Annotated in this window: 19 protein-coding genes; 7 read left to right on the top strand and 12 right to left on the bottom strand. The window is 50.5% G+C overall.

The features are described from left to right. The first annotated feature begins 219 nt into the window (after positions 1 to 219). Both OGV98_RS05695 and preA read left to right on the top strand, forming a co-directional pair. On the top strand, positions 220 to 1,461 hold the full coding sequence (locus tag OGV98_RS05695) for an NAD(P)-dependent oxidoreductase (RefSeq protein WP_049003060.1): 1,242 nt from the start codon (positions 220 to 222) through the stop codon (positions 1,459 to 1,461). Next, entirely contained in the window at positions 1,455 to 2,690 is a 1,236-nt protein-coding gene (gene preA, locus OGV98_RS05690) for an NAD-dependent dihydropyrimidine dehydrogenase subunit PreA (RefSeq protein WP_057101368.1), read from the top strand. The genes OGV98_RS05695 and preA overlap by 7 nt, the downstream gene beginning before the upstream one ends. Positions 2,691 to 2,747: 57 nt before the next feature. On the opposite strand, the gene mglC is transcribed toward preA, so the two are convergent. The 6 genes from mglC to folE all read right to left on the bottom strand — a co-directional run bounded on the left by mglC (position 2,748) and on the right by folE (position 9,667). Then, the gene (mglC, locus tag OGV98_RS05685; protein WP_003027393.1) at positions 2,748 to 3,758 is read right to left on the bottom strand and encodes a galactose/methyl galactoside ABC transporter permease MglC; all 1,011 of its coding nucleotides are present in this window, start codon (positions 3,756 to 3,758) and stop codon (positions 2,748 to 2,750) included. Between the two features lie 15 nt (positions 3,759 to 3,773). Beyond that, a complete protein-coding gene (gene mglA / locus OGV98_RS05680; RefSeq protein WP_003027396.1) occupies positions 3,774 to 5,294 on the bottom strand; it encodes a galactose/methyl galactoside ABC transporter ATP-binding protein MglA in 1,521 nt (506 codons plus the stop codon). Between the two features lie 71 nt (positions 5,295 to 5,365). Beyond that, positions 5,366 to 6,364: a galactose/glucose ABC transporter substrate-binding protein MglB gene (gene mglB, locus OGV98_RS05675; protein WP_044711411.1), complete on the bottom strand. Its 999-nt coding sequence runs from the start codon at positions 6,362 to 6,364 to the stop codon at positions 5,366 to 5,368. A 292-nt stretch (positions 6,365 to 6,656) separates the two neighbouring features. Continuing rightward, positions 6,657 to 7,682: an HTH-type transcriptional regulator GalS gene (gene galS / locus OGV98_RS05670; RefSeq protein WP_003027402.1), complete on the bottom strand. Its 1,026-nt coding sequence runs from the start codon at positions 7,680 to 7,682 to the stop codon at positions 6,657 to 6,659. Between the two features lie 144 nt (positions 7,683 to 7,826). Next, positions 7,827 to 8,984: a DUF418 domain-containing protein YeiB gene (gene yeiB, locus OGV98_RS05665; protein ID WP_061548540.1), complete on the bottom strand. Its 1,158-nt coding sequence runs from the start codon at positions 8,982 to 8,984 to the stop codon at positions 7,827 to 7,829. A 14-nt stretch (positions 8,985 to 8,998) separates the two neighbouring features. Next, entirely contained in the window at positions 8,999 to 9,667 is a 669-nt protein-coding gene (folE, locus tag OGV98_RS05660; protein WP_003027410.1) for a GTP cyclohydrolase I FolE, read from the bottom strand. A gap of 322 nt (positions 9,668 to 9,989) precedes the next feature. On the opposite strand from folE, the gene fghA reads away from it, so the two are divergent. Further along, complete coding sequence (gene fghA, locus OGV98_RS05655; RefSeq protein WP_032949649.1) at positions 9,990 to 10,826, top strand: S-formylglutathione hydrolase; 837 nt, start codon at positions 9,990 to 9,992, stop codon at positions 10,824 to 10,826. A 279-nt stretch (positions 10,827 to 11,105) separates the two neighbouring features. Then, a complete protein-coding gene (locus OGV98_RS05650; RefSeq protein ID WP_032949650.1) occupies positions 11,106 to 13,091 on the top strand; it encodes a ligand-gated channel protein in 1,986 nt (661 codons plus the stop codon). A 65-nt stretch (positions 13,092 to 13,156) separates the two neighbouring features. Here the strand turns inward: OGV98_RS05650 and lysP are convergent, their stop codons facing one another. Together lysP and yieE are read right to left on the bottom strand one after the other, a co-directional pair. Then, the gene (lysP, locus tag OGV98_RS05645) at positions 13,157 to 14,626 is read right to left on the bottom strand and encodes a lysine-specific permease (protein WP_003027419.1); all 1,470 of its coding nucleotides are present in this window, start codon (positions 14,624 to 14,626) and stop codon (positions 13,157 to 13,159) included. A gap of 195 nt (positions 14,627 to 14,821) precedes the next feature. Then, a complete protein-coding gene (gene yieE / locus OGV98_RS05640) occupies positions 14,822 to 15,703 on the bottom strand; it encodes a DNA-binding transcriptional regulator YeiE (RefSeq protein ID WP_003027421.1) in 882 nt (293 codons plus the stop codon). A 178-nt stretch (positions 15,704 to 15,881) separates the two neighbouring features. Here yieE and OGV98_RS05635 point away from each other — a divergent pair, with 178 nt between their 5' ends. The 3 genes from OGV98_RS05635 (at position 15,882) to OGV98_RS05625 (ending at position 18,951) form a co-directional block, all read left to right on the top strand. Beyond that, on the top strand, positions 15,882 to 16,931 hold the full coding sequence (locus tag OGV98_RS05635) for a YeiH family protein (protein WP_003027424.1): 1,050 nt from the start codon (positions 15,882 to 15,884) through the stop codon (positions 16,929 to 16,931). A 71-nt stretch (positions 16,932 to 17,002) separates the two neighbouring features. Continuing rightward, positions 17,003 to 17,860 carry a deoxyribonuclease IV gene (gene nfo / locus OGV98_RS05630; RefSeq protein WP_016150659.1) on the top strand — a complete coding sequence of 286 codons (858 nt, stop codon included), beginning with the start codon at positions 17,003 to 17,005 and terminating at the stop codon, positions 17,858 to 17,860. Between the two features lie 2 nt (positions 17,861 to 17,862). After that, complete coding sequence (locus OGV98_RS05625; RefSeq protein WP_003027430.1) at positions 17,863 to 18,951, top strand: sugar kinase; 1,089 nt, start codon at positions 17,863 to 17,865, stop codon at positions 18,949 to 18,951. 46 nt (positions 18,952 to 18,997) lie between these two features. Here the strand turns inward: OGV98_RS05625 and OGV98_RS05620 are convergent, their stop codons facing one another. The 4 genes from OGV98_RS05620 to hypT form a co-directional block, all read right to left on the bottom strand. Further along, positions 18,998 to 20,248, bottom strand: a complete 1,251-nt coding sequence (locus OGV98_RS05620; RefSeq protein WP_048232390.1) for a NupC/NupG family nucleoside CNT transporter — start codon at positions 20,246 to 20,248, stop codon at positions 18,998 to 19,000. Positions 20,249 to 20,344: 96 nt separating this feature from the next. Further along, complete coding sequence (locus OGV98_RS05615) at positions 20,345 to 21,280, bottom strand: pseudouridine-5'-phosphate glycosidase (RefSeq protein WP_003027432.1); 936 nt, start codon at positions 21,278 to 21,280, stop codon at positions 20,345 to 20,347. Beyond that, on the bottom strand, positions 21,268 to 22,209 hold the full coding sequence (locus OGV98_RS05610) for a pseudouridine kinase (RefSeq protein ID WP_003845170.1): 942 nt from the start codon (positions 22,207 to 22,209) through the stop codon (positions 21,268 to 21,270). Before OGV98_RS05610 ends, OGV98_RS05615 begins: the two co-directional genes overlap by 13 nt. A gap of 302 nt (positions 22,210 to 22,511) precedes the next feature. After that, positions 22,512 to 23,423 carry a hypochlorite stress DNA-binding transcriptional regulator HypT gene (gene hypT, locus OGV98_RS05605; RefSeq protein ID WP_003840090.1) on the bottom strand — a complete coding sequence of 304 codons (912 nt, stop codon included), beginning with the start codon at positions 23,421 to 23,423 and terminating at the stop codon, positions 22,512 to 22,514. Between the last annotated feature and the right edge of the window lie 211 nt (positions 23,424 to 23,634).

Here is a 23,634-nt window from a genome sequence, read left to right as displayed (position 1 = left end):
TATTAGCGCTTGAGAATAGCTAATATTTTGATAATAGTTACCATTTCAAGATAAGGGATTAATGCTGCCCGTCAGCATTTCCCTCAAACTATCTTCTATTTGTGAATCCTTTCACAGAATACTCTTCCTGCAGTGCTTAGCCTTAAGAATAGCCTTTCACTTTTTATATTTTGTTATTAACGGTTTGCCTTAATTTACTCAAGCATTAAGGAAGAAAATATGCCACAACAAAATTATCTGGATGAGCTCACGCCTGCTTTTACCCCATTATTAGCAATAAAAGAGGCTTCCCGCTGTTTATTATGTCACGATGCCCCCTGTAGTCAGGATTGCCCAGCGCAAACCGACCCGGGGAAATTTATTCGCTCAATTTATTTCCGTAATTTTAAAGGCGCAGCCGAAACTATCCGCGAAAATAATGCGCTCGGTGCGGTGTGCGCTCGAGTTTGCCCAACCGAAAAATTATGCCAGCGCGGGTGTACGCGTTCAGGAATTGATAAACCTATTGATATCGCGCGTCTGCAGCGCTTTATAACCGATTTTGAACAGCAGACCGCGATGAAAATATATCAGCCGGCAACAAAAACGCTGGGCAAGGTCGCCATTATCGGTGCAGGTCCGGCAGGATTACAGGCCAGCGTAACGCTGAGCAATCTTGGTTATGACGTAACCATCTTCGAAAAACAGGCTCAGCCAGGCGGCTGGTTGCGCTATGGCATCCCAGAGTTTCGTTTGCCGCATTCGGTTTTGGATCATGAAATTGCCCGTATCGTTGAAATGGGCGTGACCATCAAGTGCAATTGTGAAGTCGGCAATGCCCTTTCCGTTGAGCAACTCAAAGCAGAATATCGCGCCGTACTGGTTACCCCAGGTATGTCTTACGGCTCTACATTGCCTCTTTTTGAGAAAGCGAATCACGTTGAAATTGCCGTCGATTTTCTGCAACGCGCCCGACAAGCCAGCGGCGATATTACCGTCGCCAAAAGTGTATTGATCATCGGCGGTGGCGACGTGGCGATGGATGTCGCCAGTACGTTGAAACTGCTGGGCTGCCCGTCAGTCACTTGTGTCGCGCGTGAAGAACTGGCTGATTTTCCGGCCAGCGATAAAGAATTCAGCAGCACCCAGGCATTAGGCGTGTCGATTATTGACGGTTTCACGCCCGTGGCGGTAAGCGGAAATCAAGTTACCTTTAAGCACGTACGCCTGCCAGGCGAACTCACGCTAGAAGCCGAGCACATTATTCTTGCCGTCGGTCAACACGCTCAGCTTGATAATTTCGCCACGTTAAAGCCACAGCGCAATCTTATCAATACGCAAAACTATCAAACCGCCGATCCGGCTCTGTTTGCTGCGGGCGATATTGTTGAAGGCGATAAAACGGTCGTTTACGCCGTGAAAACCGGAAAAGAAGCCGCTCAGGCCATTCATCACTATTTAGAGGGAGCTTGCTCATGTTAACGAAAGATCTTTCTATTACCTTTTGCGGCGTCAAATTTCCCAACCCGTTCTGCCTCTCTTCCTCTCCGGTGGGCAACTGCTATGAAATGTGCGCCAAAGCCTATGATAGCGGTTGGGGCGGCATTGTTTTTAAAACGATCGGGTTCTTTATTGCGAATGAAGTCTCCCCGCGCTTTGACCATCTCAGCAAAGAAGATACCGGCTTTATTGGTTTCAAAAACATGGAGCAAATTGCCGAGCATCCGCTGGAGGAGAATCTGGCTGCTATTCGGCGACTGAAACAAGACTACCCGGATAAGGTCCTGATTGCGTCGATCATGGGGGAAAATGAGCAGCAATGGCAGGAACTGGCCCGCCTGGTTGAAGAAGCGGGTGCAGATATGATCGAGTGTAACTTCTCCTGCCCGCAAATGACCTCGCATGCTATGGGCAGCGATGTAGGACAAAGCCCTGAGCTGGTTGAAAAATACTGTCGGGCGGTTAAACGCGGTTCGCCCCTGCCAATGCTGGCTAAAATGACACCAAATATTGGTGATATGTGTGAGGTGGCGCTGGCGGCAAAACGCGGAGGAGCCGACGGTATCGCGACCATCAATACGGTTAAATCCATCACTAATATCGACCTGAACAGGAAAATCGGGATGCCGGTCGTCAACGGTAAATCCAGTATTTCCGGCTACTCCGGCAAGGCCGTTAAACCTATCGCCCTGCGATTTATCCAACAGTTGCGCACGCATCCCGAATTGCGCGATTTCCCGATTAGCGGCATTGGAGGAATTGAGACCTGGGAAGATGCCGCCGAGTTTTTACTGTTAGGCGCGGCCACGCTGCAGGTGACCACCGGGATCATGCAGTATGGATATCGGATTGTGGAGGACATGATCAGCGGGCTGTCACATTACCTCGCCGATCAAGGGTTTGACTCACTGGAGGAGATGGTGGGTCTGGCCAATGCCAATATCATCCCCGCCGAGGAGCTTGACCGTAGCTACATTGTCTATCCGAACATCCATCTTGATAAATGCGTCGGCTGTGGTCGTTGCTACATCTCCTGCTATGACGGCGGGCATCAGGCGATGGAATGGAATGAGGAAACCCGTACACCGCACTGCAATACGGAAAAATGTGTGGGATGTTTATTGTGCGGTCACGTTTGCCCGGTAGCCTGTATTGATCTGGGCGAGGTGAAATTTAAACCCGGAGAGAAAGAACATGCGTTAACGTTGTAACGCAGATAAAAAAGCCCGGTGCAGGTTGCGCTGCACCGGGCTTTTTACATTGTACGATTACTTCTTACGCGCGTACTTCAGTGAGTCCAGCGCGACCGCGAAAATGATAATGCCGCCCTTGATAATATACTGCCAGTAAGGGTTTACGCCGATGTAGGTCAGACCGTAGTTGATGACGGTGAAGATAATCACACCGGTCACCACGCCAAACACGGTACCTACCCCGCCGCTGAACGACACGCCACCAACCACGCACGCCGCAATCGCATCCAGCTCATACATAAAGCCGAGGTTGTTGGTCGCCGAGCCGATACGCCCGGCTTCCAATAAACCACCGAAGGCATAGAACACGCCAGACAACGCATAGATAATCAACAGGTTCAGCGCAACGTTTACCCCAGACACTTTCGCAGCTTCCGGGTTTCCGCCGATGGCGAAAATGTTTTTACCGAAGCGGGTCTTGTTCCACAGCACCCACACAAAGGCCACGGCAATCAGCGCGTAGAAGGTGATGTAGGAGAGTCGGAAACTACCCAGTGCAATAAAGCCCTGTGCAAAGGTTGAAAATCCGCTGTCAAAGCCAGAGATTGGCGATGCGCCGACGAAGTCGTAGTACAGGGAGTTGATCCCGTAAACGATAATCATCGTACCCAGGGTGGTAATAAACGGCGTCACGTTCAGGTAAGCAATGATAATACCGTTCACCAGACCGATAATGGCACCAATCACGCAGACAATCAGCACCACTACAATTATCGGCATCGTCGCCATTTCCGGGAACACCTTGTTGGCATTCTCCATCGACTGCAACAAAGTCGCTGCCACCACTGCCGCCAGGCCAACCTGACGCCCCGCCGACAGGTCGGTCCCTTGGGTAACAATCAGTCCAGCCACACCCAATGCGATAATAATACGCACCGAGGATTGCGTGAGAATATTACTCAGGTTCAGTAAGCTTAAGAAAGTGGGATCCTGGAAAATAATAATCGCCAGCAAAACCAAAAGAACAACGTAAATTCCGCCTTCTTTCAGGTAAGTAAGAAAACTTTTCTTATTTAACGCACTCATGAGGAGCCCCTAATCTTAAAGGTGCAAAGACGCAAGACGGAGGATTTCGTTTTGCGTTGTTGTTTTAGTGTCAACAATTCCGGCAACGAGACCATTGCTCATCACCAGAATACGATCGGTAATACCCAGCAGCTCCGGCATTTCAGAGGAAATAATAATAATCCCCTTATCCTTTTTCGCGAGTTCGGCAATTAACTGGTAAATTTCAAATTTCGCGCCAACATCGATTCCACGCGTCGGTTCATCCAGCATCAGAATTTCTGGCTGCGTTAATAACCAACGACCAATAACCACCTTTTGCTGATTACCGCCAGAAAGTGAACCAATTTGCGTACGATGGCCCGGTGTTTTCACCCTCATGGAGTCAATTACCCACTGGGTGTCACTCTTCATGCGGGAATTATCCAACAGACCGACTTTGTTTTTGTAATTTTGGATATTAGAAATTAACGAGTTAAAACCAATGTCCAGATACGCATAAATACCGGTTGAGCGGCGCTCTTCCGTGACCAGCGCAAAACCATGGTTGATGGCTTCATTTGCACTGTGGTTATTAATCTTTTTGCCGTGTAGCGTAATCGTACCCGATGATTTCTCACGAATACCAAAAAGCGTTTCAACAATATCCGTGCGTTTTGCACCCACCAGACCGGCAATCCCGAGAATTTCCCCTTTGTGTAAATCAAACGAGATATCACGAATCGACGGCTGACGCAGCGAGGTCAGGTTACGCACTTGCAGAATGACTTCACCAGGTTTGTTTTCTTTATCCGGAAAACGTTGGTTCAGTGAACGCCCTACCATCATGGCGATGATCTTATCCATATCCAGCCCTTCCAGCGGCTGGGTCGCAATCCACTGGCCGTCGCGTAGTACGGTAATTTCATCACACAGCTGGAAGATTTCTTCCATTTTGTGAGAAATATAAACAATACCGCATCCACGCTCTTTCAGCTTACGGATGATGGTGAACAGATGATTAACTTCTTTCTCGGTTAACGATGACGTTGGTTCATCCATGATGACGATTTTGGCGTCATAGGAGAACGCCTTCGCAATTTCAATCATCTGCATTTGTGACACGGATAATGTGCCGACGCGCGCACGCGGATCGATATCAATATCCAGTTCATCAAATATCGCTTTGGTATCGCGGTACATTTTTTCCTGATCGACAAACATGCCTTTGGTGGGATAGCGTCCCAGCCACATGTTGTCCATCACAGAGCGTTGTAATACCAGGTTTAATTCCTGGTGTACCATCGAAATACCATTCTCAAGCGCTTCCTTAGCAGAATGAAAATCGATTTCTTTACCCTGAAATAAAATACTGCCGGAATCTTTTTGATAGATGCCGAAAAGACATTTCAATAATGTTGATTTCCCCGCGCCATTCTCCCCCATTAAGGCGTGAATAGAATGCGGACGGACTTTTAAATTGACATTATCAAGCGCCTTAACGCCGGGGAAGGACTTGTTGATGCCGGTCATTTCCAACAAGTATTCGCCTGACGACTGAGTATGTGTGCTGACCATAATTATACCTTGTTGGCCTTGCAGAGTGCGTTATTAAGGGCGCAATGAAATTGCGCCCACAGACGGAGTATTTACTTATTGGTGAACTCGGCCAGATTATCTTTATCGACACCTACGTACGGAACGCGAACAATCTTGTTCTCAATTTTCCAGTTAGTGCCATCTGCCGCAGCTTTGCCATCAGCCAGGTTTTTCGCCAGATCAAAGGTGGCTTTCGCCTGGTTATTAGCATCGTTCAGCACGGTACCGGCCATAGCGCCAGATTTCACCAGCGCCAGTGCTTCAGGCAGGGCATCCACGCCAAATACCGGTACGCTGGTTTTATTGTGTGCCTTCAGCGCTTCAACTGCGCCCATTGCCATCGCATCGTTGTTGGCGATAACGACTTCGATTTTGTTCGCGTTCGGACCGGACATCCACGCATCCATCTTATCTTTCGCCTGAGCGGTATCCCACATTGCAGTATCTAACTGCAGTTGCTCAGTTTTAATGCCTTTGTCGTTCAGCTCTTTAATCACGTAAGTAGTACGTGCTTCAGCATCCGGGTGTCCCGGTTCGCCTTTCAGCAGAACAAACTGAATTTTGCCGTCTTTGTTCAGGTCCCAGTTCGGGTTAGCTGCCCAGTGTTTGGCAATCAAATCACCCTGAATAATACCGGACTCTTTAGAGTCAGTACCGACGTAATACGCTTTGTCATAGCTGTCCAGCGCCTTGCGAGAAGGTTCTTTGTTGAAGAACACGATCGGTACGTTCTGTCCGCGTGCTTTTTCAATGACCGTGCCTGCAGCTGCCGGGTCAACCAGGTTAATCGCCAGTGCTTTAACGCCTTTTGCCAGCAGCACGTCGATCTGATCGTTTTGTTTGGACTGGTCGTTCTGCGAGTCGTTCATCAGCAGTTGTACATCTGGCGCCGCTTTGGCATCTTTTTCAATAGCCTTACGTACCACTGACATAAAGTTATCGTCATACTTATAGATAGTCACACCAATACGGGTATCAGCAGCGTGCGCAGCCGCGCCGAATAACATGCTTGCCATTACAGCAGACAGGGTCAACACCTTCTTATTCATGGTATCTCCGGTTTTATTATGCAGGGTAGTACTTGAGATAAATGCTCGGCAGGCAGAACGTTACTGAAGTGTTACTGAACGCCGAAGCTCACTTTTAAAAATATTTCTTCCGTGTCTGGCAACGCTCCCAAAACAGGCTTTAATTATCGTTTAAGGCAGCTATACCTCGATGAAAGTGATTATTCACCGTTACATAGTAGTTACAGCGCAACAAACAGTGTCATCATAGCTATCGCATTGTTAATATACTGTGAATTTACTCACATATTGAAAGCGGTTACATCGCGATGCGTTATAAGTTAGTGATCGGTGCCGCATTCTGCCGCAGCGCCACTGAATGGCGACGTACCAGCGTCGGCATAAAGCAATGCGTCGCCTGCGGATCCAGCGTGCCAGCCGCGCCCTGTAGTGCAAGCTCCGTCGCCATTTTTGCCATAGAGGCAATGGGATAGCGCACGGTGGTTAGCTGCGGATCGGTGTAACGCGCGATGGGAATATCATCGAAGCCAATGATTGAAAGGTGTAATGGAATAGCGATACCGTTATCTTTTAGCGCTGTCAGCGCGCCAGCGGCCATATTGTCGTTATAAGCGAAGACTGCCGTCAGTTGTAAATTGCGCCCCAGCAGTTCCACCATCGCAGACTCTCCGCCCTGCATATCGGGCGAACCGGTGCCGACCCAACTTTCTGCCGCAACAATCCCCTGCTCTTTCAGAGCAGTTAACCACCCTTCTTTGCGCATGGTGTCATCTTCAATGCGATGGCTTGATGCCAGATAACCGATGCGTTGATGACCATTATTCAGCAACATACGGGTCGCCATTTTAGCGCCGCTGATGTTATCCAGGCAGACGCAACGGTGGGCGTAACCCGGTACCAGGCGATTGATCAGCACCATGCCGGGGATTTGATCCATAAACTCGGCCAGTTCCCGATCGCTCAGTGCTTTAGAGTGTACAATCAATGCGTTACAGCGTTGGCGAATCAACACCTCAATGGCATGACGTTCTTTTTCCGCCTCATGGTAGCTGTTGCCAATCAGGACATACTTCTGATGCTGCTGGGCAACCATATCCACGGCTTTTACCAGCGCGCCAAAAAACGCATCTGATACATCCATGACGACAACACCAATCGTATCGCTTACCTGCGTCGCCAGCGCTTGTGCGTTGGCATTAGGTCGATAGCCAAGCTGAGTGACTGCTTTCATTACCGCTTCACGCGTATCGGGACTCACCAGCGCACTGTTGTTCAGTACGCGGGAAACGGTCGCTACAGAAACGCCAGACTGCCGTGCCACATCACGAATGGTTACCATATTCACTGCCCTGTTTTAGATTGCGGCTGCCCGCAGACACCCCAGGCTGGGTATTTTGTCAGCACAATGAAACGGACTGCGTGAGTGATGTCACAGGAATGAAAGCGCTTACATCCATTTTGTTAATGAATGTGATCCAGATCGTTATCTGGATGTTCGCGGTAATGATGTCCCTGCAGCACGCAGGGTTAATTGACGCCACAGCCATTCCACCGGGCCCTGGCGGTAATAACGTAGCCATATCACGGAGAAAAGTAAGTTAATGACCCAGACCGGGATGACGAAATACAGCAGCTCCAGCCGGTCGAATTTCATAAATAAGCCGAATTGATAGAACAGCGTGGTACAGATTAAGGTTTGTAACAGATAGTTGGTTAACGCCATGCGTCCCACACAGGCGACGGCAATGACCCATTTTAAACGGCTAAGCTGCGGCCAGAAACCGTACATCAGCGCGGCGTAACCAATGGTCTGCATCGGCGCTCCCAGCTCTCGCGGGGCTTGTAACAGGAAAGCACACCAGCGGTAGGCCCAGTCCAGATTCCACTGAGCGATGATAGCAGGCAGGTTTATCGCCATCCCAACGATGACCAGCAGCACGCCGGTACGTCGATAGTGCTGCAAACTGTACTGCCCTTTTAGCCAACCGCTGCGCATTAATGCCGCGCCGAGCAGCATCATCCCCGCCAGTTGCCAGCCGTACTGAGCACCCAACGCCAGCAAGCTATTGGACATCATATCCACGCGATTGCTGATTGCTTCCATTCCGCCGTTCACTTTCCAGTATTTTTCATACAGCAACGCTGAAGCATCCGGCGTCCAGGCGCGGCTGGTTTCGCTCCCGGAGATCACACCCAACAGCAGCAGTACGCCAACGCCCACCAGATACAGCAGCACACCAGTGTTAAATAAGCTTTTTACCGACGGCGCATCCCGGATCAGCCGCCAGCAAATCAGGCCGATCAAGCCATATGCCAGCAGGATATCGCCATCCCAGAAGAGTAAACCGTGAATAAAACCCAATAGCACCAGCAGCGTAAGCCGTGACTGGATCCAGCGTTTACCGCGTGGGAGCAGCATTTGCAGACCGGCACCGAACAGCAGCGCAAACAGCGTGAGGAATTTTACCTGCGCAAAGAGATCGAGCAGCGCCCAGGTCCAGGCATCGGATAAGGTGATGTCGCCATACCACGCAGGATTGAGATATGCCGCCTTTGGCAAGCCAAAGGCGCTAATATTGAGAAGTAGGATACCAAGAATGGCGACGCCACGAATAAAATCCAGCGTGACATTACGCTCCATGGTTCCTGCCCTAATCAGTTGTGATGACGTACTGCGCGCAGGAATTCCTGACGCGTGTTCTGGCTGGACTTAAACAATCCACCAAGAGAAGTGGTGGTGGTCGCACTGGTCGCATCACGAATGCCGCGCGCTTTCACACAGTAATGCACCGCATCAATCGACACCGCCACATTATTCGTCCCGAGCAGCGTTTGCAGCGCGGTGAGAATTTGCTGGGTCAGGCGTTCCTGTACCTGTGGGCGCTGGGCGAAGAACTGCACAATGCGGTTAATCTTCGACAGACCAATAACCGAATCTTTCGGAATATACGCCACCGTCGCTTTGCCATCGATAGTGACAAAGTGGTGTTCGCAGGTGCTGGTCAACGTAATATCGCGGACCGTGACCATCTCGTCCACCTTCATTTTATTTTCAATGACGGTGATTTTCGGGAAGTTGGCGTAATCGAGGCCGGAGAAAATCTCATCGACATACATTTTCGCAATGCGATGCGGAGTTTCCATCAGACTGTCATCGCTCAAATCGAGATTGAGCAATTGCATAATCTCGGTCATATGGCCAGAGATAAGACGTTTGCGTGTTTCGTTATCCATCTCTTGCACGGGCGGGCGCAGCGGGGTTTCGAGACCACGCGCAACCAGCGCTTCATGAACCAGTGCCGCTTCTTTACTGAGTGATGACATTTCTTCTTCTCCTGCAGGTGGGGCGCCTCTGCCCTGCATGGGGCAAAGTTTTTAGGCTGTATCACAGCCAGAACATTGTGCGTGAGGCGGCGCACATAATCCAGTATTCACCGCGATAATTATTGAAATTGGCACAGCCTTTCAGCTGTAGCAACTTCACTTTCTGTTCAGCCCGGTGACGTCGAGTGTTAATGTAAAGTTATATAGATGATGAAGTATGTTTGCTCAATGCGGAAGTGAAAGTTACTCACAGTGCAATGAATAATCTGTATTATGGTGAGTTCGCAAACACATACAGGTTCAACACAACAAGGAGCCACGCATGGAAATGCTTGAAGAGCACCGCTGTTTTGAAGGCTGGCAGCAACGCTGGCGTCACGACTCCGCCACGTTAAATTGCGCCATGACCTTCAGTATTTTTCTTCCACCACCCCGCGATAACGCCCCGCCTCCGGTGCTGTACTGGCTGTCGGGCCTGACCTGCAATGATGAAAACTTCACCACCAAAGCCGGCGCACAGCGCATCGCGGCTGAGCTCGGTATTGTTCTGGTGATGCCAGACACCAGCCCGCGCGGCGAGCAGGTTGCCAACGATGATGGCTACGATTTAGGCCAGGGCGCGGGATTTTACCTCAATGCCACTCAGCAGCCATGGGCAACGCATTTTCGTATGTATGACTATCTGCGTGATGAGCTTCCGGCACTGATTCATTCGCAGTTTAACGTCAGCGATCGCTGCGCCATCAGCGGGCACTCTATGGGGGGGCACGGCGCATTGATTATGGCGCTGAAAAATCCCGGGAAATACACCAGCGTTTCAGCCTTTGCGCCGATCGTAAACCCTTGTCGCGTTCCGTGGGGCGAGAAGGCTTTTAGCGCTTATCTGGGTGAAGATAAAACACAATGGACTGAGTGGGATAGCTGCGCGTTAATGCTGGCCAGTAAGCCCACAGACGCGATTCCGACGCTAATTGATCAAGGAGACAGCGATCAGTTTCTTGCCGATCAGTTGCAGCCAGCAGTGCTGGCCGAAATAGCCCGTCAAACCGCATGGCCAATGACGCTACGCATCCAGCCAGGTTACGACCACAGCTATTACTTTATTGCGTCGTTTATTGAGGATCACCTGCGCTTCCACGCCCAGTATTTGCTGAAGTAATTTCTGAGTTGAGGGCGTAAGCCCTCTTCATTTCTCCATCATTCCTTCACTTTTTCTCCTTTTTTCTTCCTTCACTATCTTATTGATTAAAAAAGTATTTCACCCCAAATCACATCAAACACAAATGATTTCTATTATCATTTGTGTTTACAAATATTCATACTTTTGTACAATCCTCCCGCTTCTTTACTGAAAAGAGTCCTTAAAAGACAAATACATACAATTGTCATGGCCTTTCACATGACGCGCAGTTTGATTCATTTAAATGGAATGATACAAATGACTATACCTCACGTTAAGGCTGTAGCTGCCGCAGTATGCGTCGCCAGTCTCCCATCACTCGGCCATGCCGCTGAACAAGATACCGTGGTAGTTACCGCTACCGGCTTTGAGCAGAAAATTCAGGATGCCCCGGCTTCGATATCTGTTATTACCAAGCAGCAGATTGAGGACAAAGCCTATCGCGATGTCACCGATGCGCTAAAAGATGTCCCTGGCGTCGTCGTCACCGGCGGGGGGAGCAGCAGCGATATCAGTATTCGCGGTATGGCTTCGCAATACACGCTCTTCCTGGTCAACGGTAAACGCATCAGCACCCGCGGCACACGTCCTAATAGCGACAACTCAGGTATTGAACAAGGTTGGCTGCCGCCGCTTGAATCCATCGAGCGTATCGAAGTCATCCGTGGCCCGATGTCATCACTATACGGCTCCGACGCGATGGGCGGTGTCATTAACGTCATCACCAAGAAAGTGTCGAATACCAAAGCCTGGACCGGTTCTCTGCACGGCGATGCCACTTTCCAGGAAGACAGAGACTCCGGTGATATTTACCAGACCAACGCCTATGCGTCTGGGCCACTGATTGACGGATTACTTGGCGCGAAGGTGACCGGGTTATTCTCCCATCGGGCGGAAGATAAAATCCTCAATGGCTACAATGAACAGCGTATGCGTAACGGGGGCTTAACCCTGAACTTTACGCCAGACGATAAAAACGATATCGATTTCGATTACGCACGTGAATTGCAGGATCGCGACAGTACCCCAGGCAAATCTATGGCTGAGGAAAACTGTCGTAACGGAAGCTGTAAGCCGAACAGCAAAAGCGAAAGCAAGTATGTGCACACCACATATTCACTAACCCACAGCGGTTATTACGACGACTTCAACTCCACCAGCTATGTCCAGCAGGAAGAGAGCGAAAACCCGGGTCGCCAGATGAAGTCCTACAACACGATTTTCAATAACCAGAATCAGGTATTCCTTGGAGCGCATACCCTGACGCTAGGCGGGCAATACCGTTATGAAAAACTGCGCGATAACGGCAACCAGCTGCAAGCGGCTGATGGGCTGAACAAACTGACCCGCTGGAGCTGGGCGTTGTTTGCTGAAGATGAATGGGCCGTTACCGATACCTTTACGCTGACCGGCGGTCTGCGTATGGATAAGGATGAAAACTACGGTGACAACTGGACGCCACGCGGCTATGGCGTATGGCATCTGAGCGATCAATGGACCTTAAAAGGCGGCGTTTCAGCGGGCTACCGTGCGCCAGACCTGCGCCAGTCATCAGCAAACTGGGGACAGGTCACCGGCGGCGGTCGTCTGAACGGAATCATTGTCGGCAACCCGGACCTGAAGCCGGAGAAAAGCCTCAGCGAAGAAATCGGCTTACTGTGGGATAACGGCGATAACCTCAACGCGGGCGTCACCCTGTTCAATACCGACTTCAAGAACAAAATCACTGAAGTGCGCCGTTGTAACAGCAGTTCCGATCCGGCCTGCACCATCGGCAATACCCATTATGACTTCGTCAGCGATCGCGTTAACGTCGATAAAGCCAATATGCGTGGCGTAGAATCCACCTTCGGCTGGAAAATAACCTCTGACATCAACTGGACCGCGAACTACACCTACACGGAATCTGAGCAGAAAAGCGGTCAGTTCTCCGGCCAGCCGTTGAACAAAATGCCGAAGCATATGTTTAACACGACGCTGGACTGGCAGGCCACGCAGGATCTCGGTTTCTGGAGCCGCCTGAATCTGCGTGGAAAAACGTCTGAATACCTGAGCCGTACTTCCATGGCACAGGGTACGCCGTCCTATACGCAGGTCGATGTGGGTTTACGTTACTATGCCACCAAGGATCTGTTGATGACCGCTGGCGTGTATAACGTGCTGGATAAGCAAATCGATTACGATACCTACGACACCGTTCTCGATGGTCGTCGTTACACGGTTGGCATGACTTACAGCTTCTAAGTTTGACGCAATAAAAAAACCCCGGCACTCATCATGTCGGGGTTTTTGTTATGCTTTTTATACTGTTATTTTTTTACGCGACCCGGGAATTTCATTTCGCTGTAGCGAACAAAATGGGTTCCTTTGGTCAGCTTATAGCCAAACCAGATAATCAGGAACAGCGGGATACCAATATAGGTAGCCATCACGCCGCCCCAGTCAATGCTGTCTTTCAGGAACGCTTCGTAGTTCTGGCCGAGAGTGATAATCAGGCACAGCACAAAGGCGAAGATCGGACCCAGCGGGAAGAAGCCAGAACGGTACGGCAGATCCTTCACATCGTGGCCCTGCAGCACATAACCGCGACGGAAGCGATAGTGGCTAATGGCGATCCCCAGCCAGGCGATAAAGCCCGTCATTCCGGAAGTATTCAGCAGCCACAGGTATACGGTCTGATTGCCAAACATCGAGGTCAGGAAGCACAGCCCCGCCACCACGGTGGTCGCATACAGCGCGTTACGCGGTACGCCGCCGCGAGACAGTTTGCCGAAAATACGTGGCGCTTTACCGTCACATGCCAGGGTGTAAAGCATACGCGTGGAAGCGTACATCCCGGAGTTACCTGCAGACAGCACCGCCGTCAGGATAACAGCGTTCATCACCGCTGCCGCAGACAGCAGACCCGCATGCTGGAATACCAGCGTGAACGGGCTAACGCTGATGTCTTTCACATCGTTACGCAGCAGGCTTGGATCGGTGTACGGAATAATCAGGCTGATAATCAAAATCGCGAACACATAGAACAGCAGGATTCGCCAGAATACCTGACGTACCGCACGTGGAATGTTCTTTTCAGGATCTTCAGATTCACCTGCCGCGATACCGATAAGCTCCGTCCCCTGGAAGGAGAAGCCGACGATCATCGCCACACCAATCATCGCAGCAAAACCACCGGCAAACGGTGCATCACCGGTCGTCCAGTTGCTCCAGCCCACCGGCTGAGCGCCTTTGAAGATACCGAAAATCATCATTACGCCAACTACGATGAAGATAATGACGGTGGTAACTTTGATCAGTGAGAACCAATATTCCGCTTCACCAAATCCGCGAACGGAAATGTAGTTCAGCAGGAAGATCACGCCGAGGAACAGCGCACTCCAGATCCAACCCGGCGTGTCCGGGAACCACCAGCTCATCACCAGCTGTGCGGCCACCAGGTCAACGGCAATCGTTACCGCCCAGTTGTACCAGTAGTTCCAGCCCAGCGCGAAGCCAAAGCCTTCTTCTACGTAGTTCTGACCGTAGGTGGAAAACGAGCCAGAAACCGGCATATAGGCCGCCAGTTCACCGAGGCTGGTCATCAGGAAATACACCATCAGACCGATCAGAATATAAGAGAACAACGCGCCGCCAGGACCCGCTGCAGAAATAGTTGCACCAGATGCAACGAAAAGACCTGTACCGATGGAGCCTCCAATGGCAATCATCGTCAGGTGACGCGCCTTCAGTTCACGACGTAGCGTGGGCGCTTCTGTGGTTTTAGTTTCGGAAACCATGTGAAAATGCTATCCATCCAAAAAATGAGGCGCGATTGTAGCAGACGAAACGGCATTCTTCCGGCACAAATGCGCTGTTATAAGAGACCTTCATGACTGGCCGCGGATTATAAGTAAAGCAGAAAATAGAGGGTGCAAGGCGGTTAAAACGTAACCGCCATTATGCAAAAAGGAGTCATTACGACAGTGAACGTCCTATTCCCCCTGCTCTACCTGGTCGCTGTAGCGCAAAAAGCGCGTAATGGCATTGGAGATATGTTTTTGTCGATGATGAACACGCCACAGCGTGCGGACCAAACGTGGAAGCGGCACAGGAACTTCGCTCAGCGTTCCCGCCTGTAACTGCTCGGCAATGACCCGCCGTGACAAACAGCTGATCCCGAGGCCATGGCGCACCGCATGCTTAATGGCCTCGGAGTTACCCAACTCCATTGCCATCTGAAATCTCGGCAAATGAGACAACAGCAGGTAATCCACCAGTTCACGCGTACCCGATCCTCGTTCACGCAGGATCCACGGCGAAGCAGCCAGTTGTTCCAGCGTAACGGGTCCCTTTGTAAGCGGTGACGACGGTGCGGCGAACACCACCAGCTCGTCTTCCAGCCACGGTTCAGAGATAATTTCCGTACTGTGACACGGCCCTTCAATCAGCCCGATGTCTACCCGGAAATCCAGCACCGCATTGATCACGTCCTGGCTGTTGCCCACGCTAAGCTCCAGCGGCAAATCGGGGAAATCATGCCGATAGCGGGCGATCATGGCAGGGAGAATATAGTTGCCAATGGTGCTACTGGCATAAACCCGGATAGCGCCATTATCTTCGCGGAAAAGCTGTTCGATTTCGGTCGTTTGCTCAAGTAGCGCCAGCGCCCGTGGGTAGAGCAAGCGCCCGTGTTCGTTGACCACCAGTCGTTTACCAACACGGTCAAACAGTTGCACGCCGAGTTGCCCTTCCAGATCGGTAAGTGCCGCACTCACCGCCGACTGCGACAATGCCAGCATGACAGACGCCTGGGTCGTTGAGCCGCTTTTTAATACCTCAGCAAACACTTCAAGTTGTCGCAGGGTGATATGCATAGTCGTTTTCCACCGGATAACCGTTACTTATACCCTAAATAATTCGAGTTGCAGCCAGCGCACATGCAACCTGAAGTATGACGGGTATACCACTTATATAGATTAATTATAAATATATAATCAATTTTATTTTTAAACCACTTCGCCGTACTCTTTTACCCAGATAAAGGAGAAGGATATGACAGAACTCACCTTGCAGACTCATCGTCGTACAGCGTGGCATTTTATTCCGGGGCTCGCCCTGAGTGCAGTTATCACTGGGGTCGCCTTATGGGGTGGATCCATTCCCGCCGTTGCAGGTGCCGGGTTCAGCGCCCTCACCTTAGCAATCTTACTGGGGATGGTTCTCGGCAACACCGTCTATCCGCACATCTGGAAAAGCTGTGACGGCGGTGTGCTGTTTGCTAAACAACATTTATTACGTCTGGGGATCATCCTCTACGGCTTCCGCCTCACCTTCGCGCAAATTGCTGACGTCGGCGTCAGCGGTATCGTGATTGATGTGTTAACGCTAAGCAGTACCTTTATGATTGCCTGTTTCCTGGGGCAAAAAGTGTTTGGTCTGGACCGCCACACCAGTTGGCTGATTGGCGCGGGGAGCAGCATTTGTGGTGCCGCCGCCGTGTTGGCAACCGAGCCTGTAGTGAAAGCGGAAGCCAGTAAGGTAACCGTCGCTGTCGCCACCGTAGTGATCTTCGGTACCATCGCTATCTTCCTGTATCCGGCAATGTATCCGCTGCTGGCACACTGGTTTAGCCCGGAAACCTACGGCATTTACATTGGTTCCACCATGCATGAAGTCGCTCAGGTTGTGGCTGCCGGTCACGCCATTAATCCGGATGCGGAAAATGCCGCAGTTATTGCCAAAATGCTGCGCGTCATGATGCTGGCACCGTTCCTTATCCTGTTGGCCGCTCGCGTTAAACAGCTGTCTCCGGCCTCCGGTGGTGAGAAGAGCAAAATCACCATTCCGTGGTTTGCCATCCTGTTTATTGTGGTCGCGATTTTTAACTCGTTCCACTTTCTGCCGCAGTCGGTAGTGAACATGCTGGTAACACTGGATACCATTTTGCTGGCAATGGCGATGGCCGCACTGGGGCTGACCACTCACGTTAGCGCCCTGAAAAAAGCCGGTGCTAAACCGTTACTGATGGCCCTGCTGCTGTTTGTCTGGCTGATTGTAGGCGGTGGCGCGATTAACCTCGCTATCCACGCGCTGATGGCATAAACGAGCACGACTCACCTCCATTAACCCGCTATACTTCCTCCTTTTGCATTTGAGTATGGCGGGTTTAATTTATGAAATACATCGGAGCGCACGTAAGCGCCGCTGGCGGTCTGGCTAACGCCGCTATTCGAGCCGCAGAAATCGAAGCGACCGCATTCGCCCTGTTCACCAAGAATCAGCGTCAGTGGCGTGCTGCGCCGCTGACCTCCGAAATCATTGATGATTTCAAATCTGCCTGCGAGAAGTATCACTATACTTCCGCGCAAATCCTGCCTCACGACAGCTACCTGATTAACCTCGGCCACCCGGTCAGCGATGCGCTGGAAAAATCGCGTGACGCGTTTCTTGATGAAATGCAACGCTGCGAACAGCTTGGCTTATCCCTGCTTAACTTTCACCCGGGCAGCCATTTGATGCAGATTCCGGAAGATGAATGTCTGGCGCGCATTGCGGAATCGATCAATATCGCCCTCGCCCAGACCCAGGGCGTTACGGCGGTCATTGAAAATACCGCCGGACAGGGCAGCAACCTTGGCTTTAAGTTTGAGCACCTGGCCGCCATTATCGACGGCGTAGAAGATAAATCCCGTGTCGGCGTCTGTATTGATACCTGCCACGCCTTCGCGGCCGGTTACGATTTGCGTTCCGTTGAGGAATGCGAAAAGACCTTTGCGGAATTTGAACGAATTGTCGGCTTCAAGTATCTGCGCGGTATGCACCTGAACGACGCCAAGAGCACGTTTGGCAGCCGCGTTGACCGTCACCACAGCTTAGGTGAAGGCAATATTGGCCACGATGCCTTCCGTTGGATCATGCAGGACAATCGTTTTGACGGCATTCCGCTGGTGTTGGAAACCATTAATCCGGACATTTGGGCAGAAGAGATTGCCTGGCTGAAAGCCCAGCAAACTGAAAAAGCGGTGGCCTAATCATGAACGACAGGGAAAAGCAGATCCTTAAGATCCTGCGCCGCAATCCGTTGATTCAGCAGAATGAAATCGCCGATATTTTGCAGATCAGCCGTTCACGCGTCGCTGCGCATATTATGGATTTAATGCGTAAAGGCATGATCAAAGGTAAAGGTTATATCCTTACCGAACAGGATTATTGCGTGGTTGTCGGTGCTATCAACATGGATATCCGGGGTGTTGCAGACATCCATTATCCGCAGGCAGCCTCTAACCCTGGCAGCATTCATTGCTCAGCAGGCGGTGTAGGACGTAACATCGCCCACAACCTGGCGCTGTTGGGCCGCGACGTACATTTAATTTCCGCTGTTGGCAGTGACTTCTATGGCGAAACATTGCTGGAACAAACGCGTCAGGCTGGGGTTAACGTTTCCAGCTGCATTCGTCTGCATGGACACAACACCTCAACCTACCTGTCGATCGCTAATCAACAGGAAGAGACCGTACTGGCCATTAACGATACCCATATCCTGCAACAATTGACGCCGCAGTTGCTTAACGGTTCGCGAGATTTGATTCGCCATTCCGGTGTCGTACTGGCCGATTGCAATCTGACCGCCGAAGCCATTGAGTGGGTCTTTACTATTGCCGATGATATTCCGGTATTCATTGACACCGTTTCAGAGTTCAAAGCGGAAAAAATGAAAACCTGGTTTACACGTATTCATACGCTAAAACCCACGCAGAAAGAGCTTGCGATTTTATGGGGCCAACCTATTCATACTGATGCGGATCGCGTACTGGCCGTCAATAGCCTGCATCAGCAAGGGGTAAAACGCATTTTTGTCTGCCTGGAAGATGAATCCGTTTTTTGCAGCGAAAAGGACGGCGAACAGTTTTTATTGACGCCGCCTGAGCATACGGTGGTAGACAGTTTTGGTGCCGATGACGCTTTTATGGCGGGATTACTGTACAGCTTTCTGGAAGGCAGTGAGTTTCGTGAAAGCGCGCGCTTTGCCATGGCCTGCGCAGCATTATCGCGGGCCAGCGTCAGTATCAACAACCCAACGCTCTCTGCGGATAACGCTCTGTATTTGCTGCAAACAGCTTGAATGTCTGCCGGATAGCGCGCCGCTTATCCGGCCTACAAACTTTATTTTATGCCAGTCCGATAAAGAAACCGGCTATTGTGGCGCTCATCAGGTTTGACAGCGTTGCTGCTGCCAGCGCACGCATTCCAAGTTGCGCGATTTCCGGCGCACGCTGTGGCGCAATCGCCGAAAATGCCCCGACCACGACGCCAATCGAACCGAAGTTCGCGAAACCACACAACGCAAACGAGATAATCGCGATGGTCTTCACGTCCAGCGTTCCGCCCGTTTGCAGATACGGCGAGAAGTTGAGATAAGCGACAAATTCGTTGATCGCCAGCTTCTGTCCAATCAGACTACCTGCCAGCGTCGCATCGCTCCAGTCCACGCCCATAATCCACGCCAGCGGGGCTAACACATAGCCAAAGATCCCTTCCAGAGTGGCGTGTCCAAAACCAAACCAACCGCCAATTCCGCCGATAATGCCGTTAATCAGCGCGATAATGGCGACAAATGCCATTACCACCGTCGCAACGCCTGCGGCAATCTTCAGCCCGGTCATAGCCCCACTGGCCGCCGCTTCGATGATGCTTTTCGGTGGTGTTTCAGTAAATGACAGGTTTTCAAAGGTGACGCGAGATTCTTCCGTTGCCGGACTCAGCATACGGGCGAACAAAATGCCGCCAGGGATTGCCATCAATGATGCCGCCAGCAAATAGTCAATCGGGACGCCCATTCCGGCGTAACCAATCATCATTGAGCCAGCAATCGAGGCCATCCCGCTACAAATAGCGGTAAACAGTTCATTACGATTAAGGCGGTCAATAAACGGTTTCACGATTGCCGGGATCTCGTTTTGCCCGAGGAAAATCGTGGTTACTGCGACAAATGACTCGATCTTACTGATGTTCAACGCCTTCTGGAAAATACCGCCGAGGATGCGGATCAATAGCCCCATCACGCCAATGTAATAGAGCAGACTGATGAGTGCGGTCACAAAAATGATGGCCGGGAGCACCCGGAAGGCGAAGATAAACCCTGCCCCGTCAAACAGCACATCCATTTTTGGCCCAACCAGGGAGCCGAAGATAAATGCGCTACCCGCGTCACTATATGACATCACCTTGTGGACGCCGAGCGCGGCCTGTTCAACCAGCCATTTTCCCGGCGGGAAATAGAGCATAATACCGCCGATGGCAATTTGCAGTACCAGCGCAGCCCCAACGGTGCGCAGACTAATACATTTTTTATTTACTGACAGCAGAAACGCGATGGCCAGTAATACCACCATACCCACAACACTTCTCATTATATCCATAATGAAATTCCCTTCATGCCAGGAAACCCGGCGTTATCGCCAGGTTTTGGTAGGTTTGATATTCGCGGGCGACCGCATTCTGCCCGGGAAATTCTGTCAGGCGAGGCGTTGATACTCCTTCGCAATTTCACAGGCCAGCACTGCGTTGTTGAACACCAGTTGAATATTTGATTTCAGGCTGTCGCCACCGGTCAGCTCCGCAACTCGCGCCAGCAGGAACGGCGTACTTTCTTTACCCACGACGCCCTGCTCTTCCGCTTCTTTTACCGCCCGATCTATTGCCGCATTAATTTTCTCTTCTGCCATGGCAAACTGCTCCGGGATTGGATTAGCGACAACCAGGCCTCCATTAAGACCCGTTTGCCATTTCACCGCCATCGCGCGGGCAATCTCTTTAGCGCTGTCCAGACGGATACTGACTTCAAACGGACTGGTACGACAGAAAAATGCCGGTAACGCTTGGGTTCGATATCCAATTAACGGCACGCCAAAGGTTTCTAAATATTCAGTCGTTAAGCCAAGATCCAGAATAGATTTAGCACCAGCACAAATTACCGTGACATTGGTATGTGCCAGTTCCTGCAGATCCGCGGAAATATCAAACGTATGTTCAGCACCACGATGAACGCCACCAATTCCCCCGGTCGCAAATACTTTAATTCCAGCCAGCGCGGCAATAATCATCGTAGAGGCAACGGTGGTGGCACCATTTTTCCCTGCCGCGACCACAAATGGCAAATCACGACGACTTACTTTCGTAACGCTATGTCCTTCTCGTCCAAGCAATTCAATTTCATCTTTACTTAAACCTACTTTCATTATTCCGCCGATAATGGCAATGGTCGCAGGAACAGCGCCGTGCTTACGAATAGTTTCTTCTACTTCAATCGCTGTCTGAGCATTCTGCGGAAATGGCATTCCATGAGAAATAATGGTTGATTCAAGCGCAACAATCGGTTTTTTACTGTTTAATGCTTCCTGGACTTCTGGTGATATTTGTAATAATTCAGAGGAAAGAGTTAATTCAGACATTCTGTGTTCTCCACTATTGAGCTAACATTCGCAACAGACAAATCAGGGTTATTGGTATATTCACAGGCTAATGCCATTGATGAACACCCCTGCGCAAATCGAACCGAATCAATAAAGGGCATGCCGTCTACCCAGCAGGCGGCCAGTCCAGCCATCATCGCATCACCAGCCCCTGTGACATTAATGACGCGAGTTTTAATGGGGAGCGACCAACCACAACTCCCCGCAATATCACTGTAATAAACGCCGTCGCCGCCCATGCTGAGCACCAGCCGGTTTAAGCCGCGATCATGAAACCACGCGGCGACTTTGCTAACGTCATCACGCCCAGAAAGCGCAATACCGCTGAGCGTTTCGGCTTCAAGGCGGTTTGGTTTGAGGGTGTGAATTTTTGCAAGGCGGCCGCGAATTTTTACGCACTTCCAGGCCGACACCGGGTCAACAAACACCGGAACATCTCCGGCGTTTTCCAGTACCCATGCCAGAGCGTCTTCGCTGATATTGCAATCGGCGATAATGACTTTTGCCTGCCTAATAAAATCAAAATGCTGTGATAAAAATTCTGCTGAAATATGCTCGGTGATACTCATATCATTAATAGCCACCAGCATTTCACCAGTATTATCAAGCAGCGATAAATAACTGGATGTATTCTCTCCGGAAACGATAAGACACTTGTCGACATGTACTCCTGATTGATTAGTTTGTGCCAATAATGATTGACCATAAAAATCGTTACCAACCGCTGTTAGCAACCAAGAATTTTTACCCAGCAGCGCGAGATTATGTGCGATATTGCGTCCAACGCCACCGGGAGTGAATTTTATCTTACCTGGATTCGAATCCGCATAATTTAGAGAAGCATGCGAATACCCAGCAACATCCATATTGGCCGAGCCAATCGTTACGATGTATTCCTTTTCACGCATAGCACGTCCCTTGGCAATTAATTTGCCACAAATGAGTTCGTTAAAAATAACCAACGCCACACATCAGGTTATTAGAGCACATGTTCACTATCAAACATGTGTTCATAGTAAGCGTGTTTTTGACAAAGTAAATCCATCCACAAGCTATAAAGTCGATAGATATGAACAGAATCACAATTTTTTATAGATACAGTTTGTCAGGGAGAGAGAAAATGAGAGGTAGTACACAAATTGATCAGGTTAAAAAGCATCTTTGGTCATAACCGAAGGTTTTTCAGACGCGCCAGGCGAACTGGCGCGTATCAACTAAGCGAAACCAGATCCTCTGGCATATGGTTGTACAAAATCCGCCAGAAGTGCTCAGCCGTTTTATTCAGGCGGGTATCCATTCTATAAATATAGGCCTGAATAGGCACCATCAACTCCGGCGTGTCCAGACAAACCAGGCGTTTATCCCGTAGTTCGTTCACGATCGTCCACGCTGGCAGCCAGGCAATACCATGCCCATCCAATGCCATATTCTTCAATAGCTCACTCATCGAAGACATAAACAGCGTACGCGCCGAAATACTACCCACCTCCGCCAGGTGACGGTTAACCAATCTTCCCATGTAGGATGTGCTGGTATAGTTCAGTATCGGCACCTGCGGCTGATAGATATCAAACAACGCCTTACCCTGTGAATCCGCAGCACAGACGGGATACAGCTCAGACTCAAACACCTTCAAGCCGCAGAAAGGTGACTGCATTAAGTCTTCATCGCGAAAGGAGATAATGAAATCACTTTTCCCCTCGCGCAGCGTATTCACTGCCTGGACTACGTCAATCGCTTCGACGTGGTATACAAACTCCTCACCCCATGCTGACATTGAATGTACTAATCTGGGCAACATCGTCAGCGACAGAGAATGCGCTGCCGCTATTTTGATATTGGGAACGCCAAGCAGGTTGTGACCACTAAGCTCATCTAAGTTACATTCCAGCTGTTGCAGCAGGCTACGGGTCTGCGAATGGAATAACTTACCCTCCTCCGTCAGCTGCAGTGGACTCGTCGTACGGTCAAACAGCAACACCCCAACGGCGGATTCGAGCGCCTTGATCCGCCGGCTAAATGCCGGTTGGGATAGGTTGCGCTCCTCCGCTGCCTGGGAAAAATGACGACACGCTTCCAGCGTCAAAAAGTCATATAACCATTTTGTCTCGATATTTTTCATGCCTGTCACGCGGATGTTTAAATATGTCAATTAGTCTTAAGCATCATGCCTGAATATGCCCAGAGATGATATTCAACATCAGCATCTGTTGATTCGTTTTTTGCATAAAACCTTCGTTTTTGACATTAACCTGTTTCTTTACCCATCGACCACGACAGCTTATCGCCGCGGAATTTCAGGCATCTGCCTGATTACTGGCCTGCTGAGGTGG

The organism is Citrobacter sp. Cf136, assembly GCF_030333815.1.
GTDB classification, from domain to species: domain Bacteria; phylum Pseudomonadota; class Gammaproteobacteria; order Enterobacterales; family Enterobacteriaceae; genus Citrobacter; species Citrobacter freundii.
Note: the sequence above shows the minus strand (reverse complement) of the source record. Positions and strands in the feature narration are given on the sequence as shown.

Excerpts from the sequence above, each read along its gene's own strand:
- OGV98_RS05695 (WP_049003060.1), top strand. The coding sequence starts at position 220 with ATGCCACAACAAAATTATCTGGATGAGCTCACGCCTGCTTTTACCCCA.
- preA (WP_057101368.1), top strand. The coding sequence starts at position 1,455 with ATGTTAACGAAAGATCTTTCTATTACCTTTTGCGGCGTCAAATTTCCC.
- mglC (WP_003027393.1), bottom strand. The coding sequence starts at position 3,758 with ATGAGTGCGTTAAATAAGAAAAGTTTTCTTACTTACCTGAAAGAAGGC.
- mglA (WP_003027396.1), bottom strand. The coding sequence starts at position 5,294 with ATGGTCAGCACACATACTCAGTCGTCAGGCGAATACTTGTTGGAAATG.
- mglB (WP_044711411.1), bottom strand. The coding sequence starts at position 6,364 with ATGAATAAGAAGGTGTTGACCCTGTCTGCTGTAATGGCAAGCATGTTA.
- galS (WP_003027402.1), bottom strand. The coding sequence starts at position 7,682 with ATGGTAACCATTCGTGATGTGGCACGGCAGTCTGGCGTTTCTGTAGCG.
- yeiB (WP_061548540.1), bottom strand. The coding sequence starts at position 8,984 with ATGGAGCGTAATGTCACGCTGGATTTTATTCGTGGCGTCGCCATTCTT.
- folE (WP_003027410.1), bottom strand. The coding sequence starts at position 9,667 with ATGTCATCACTCAGTAAAGAAGCGGCACTGGTTCATGAAGCGCTGGTT.
- fghA (WP_032949649.1), top strand. The coding sequence starts at position 9,990 with ATGGAAATGCTTGAAGAGCACCGCTGTTTTGAAGGCTGGCAGCAACGC.
- OGV98_RS05650 (WP_032949650.1), top strand. The coding sequence starts at position 11,106 with ATGACTATACCTCACGTTAAGGCTGTAGCTGCCGCAGTATGCGTCGCC.
- lysP (WP_003027419.1), bottom strand. The coding sequence starts at position 14,626 with ATGGTTTCCGAAACTAAAACCACAGAAGCGCCCACGCTACGTCGTGAA.
- yieE (WP_003027421.1), bottom strand. The coding sequence starts at position 15,703 with ATGCATATCACCCTGCGACAACTTGAAGTGTTTGCTGAGGTATTAAAA.
- OGV98_RS05635 (WP_003027424.1), top strand. The coding sequence starts at position 15,882 with ATGACAGAACTCACCTTGCAGACTCATCGTCGTACAGCGTGGCATTTT.
- nfo (WP_016150659.1), top strand. The coding sequence starts at position 17,003 with ATGAAATACATCGGAGCGCACGTAAGCGCCGCTGGCGGTCTGGCTAAC.
- OGV98_RS05625 (WP_003027430.1), top strand. The coding sequence starts at position 17,863 with ATGAACGACAGGGAAAAGCAGATCCTTAAGATCCTGCGCCGCAATCCG.
- OGV98_RS05620 (WP_048232390.1), bottom strand. The coding sequence starts at position 20,248 with ATGGATATAATGAGAAGTGTTGTGGGTATGGTGGTATTACTGGCCATC.
- OGV98_RS05615 (WP_003027432.1), bottom strand. The coding sequence starts at position 21,280 with ATGTCTGAATTAACTCTTTCCTCTGAATTATTACAAATATCACCAGAA.
- OGV98_RS05610 (WP_003845170.1), bottom strand. The coding sequence starts at position 22,209 with ATGCGTGAAAAGGAATACATCGTAACGATTGGCTCGGCCAATATGGAT.
- hypT (WP_003840090.1), bottom strand. The coding sequence starts at position 23,423 with ATGAAAAATATCGAGACAAAATGGTTATATGACTTTTTGACGCTGGAA.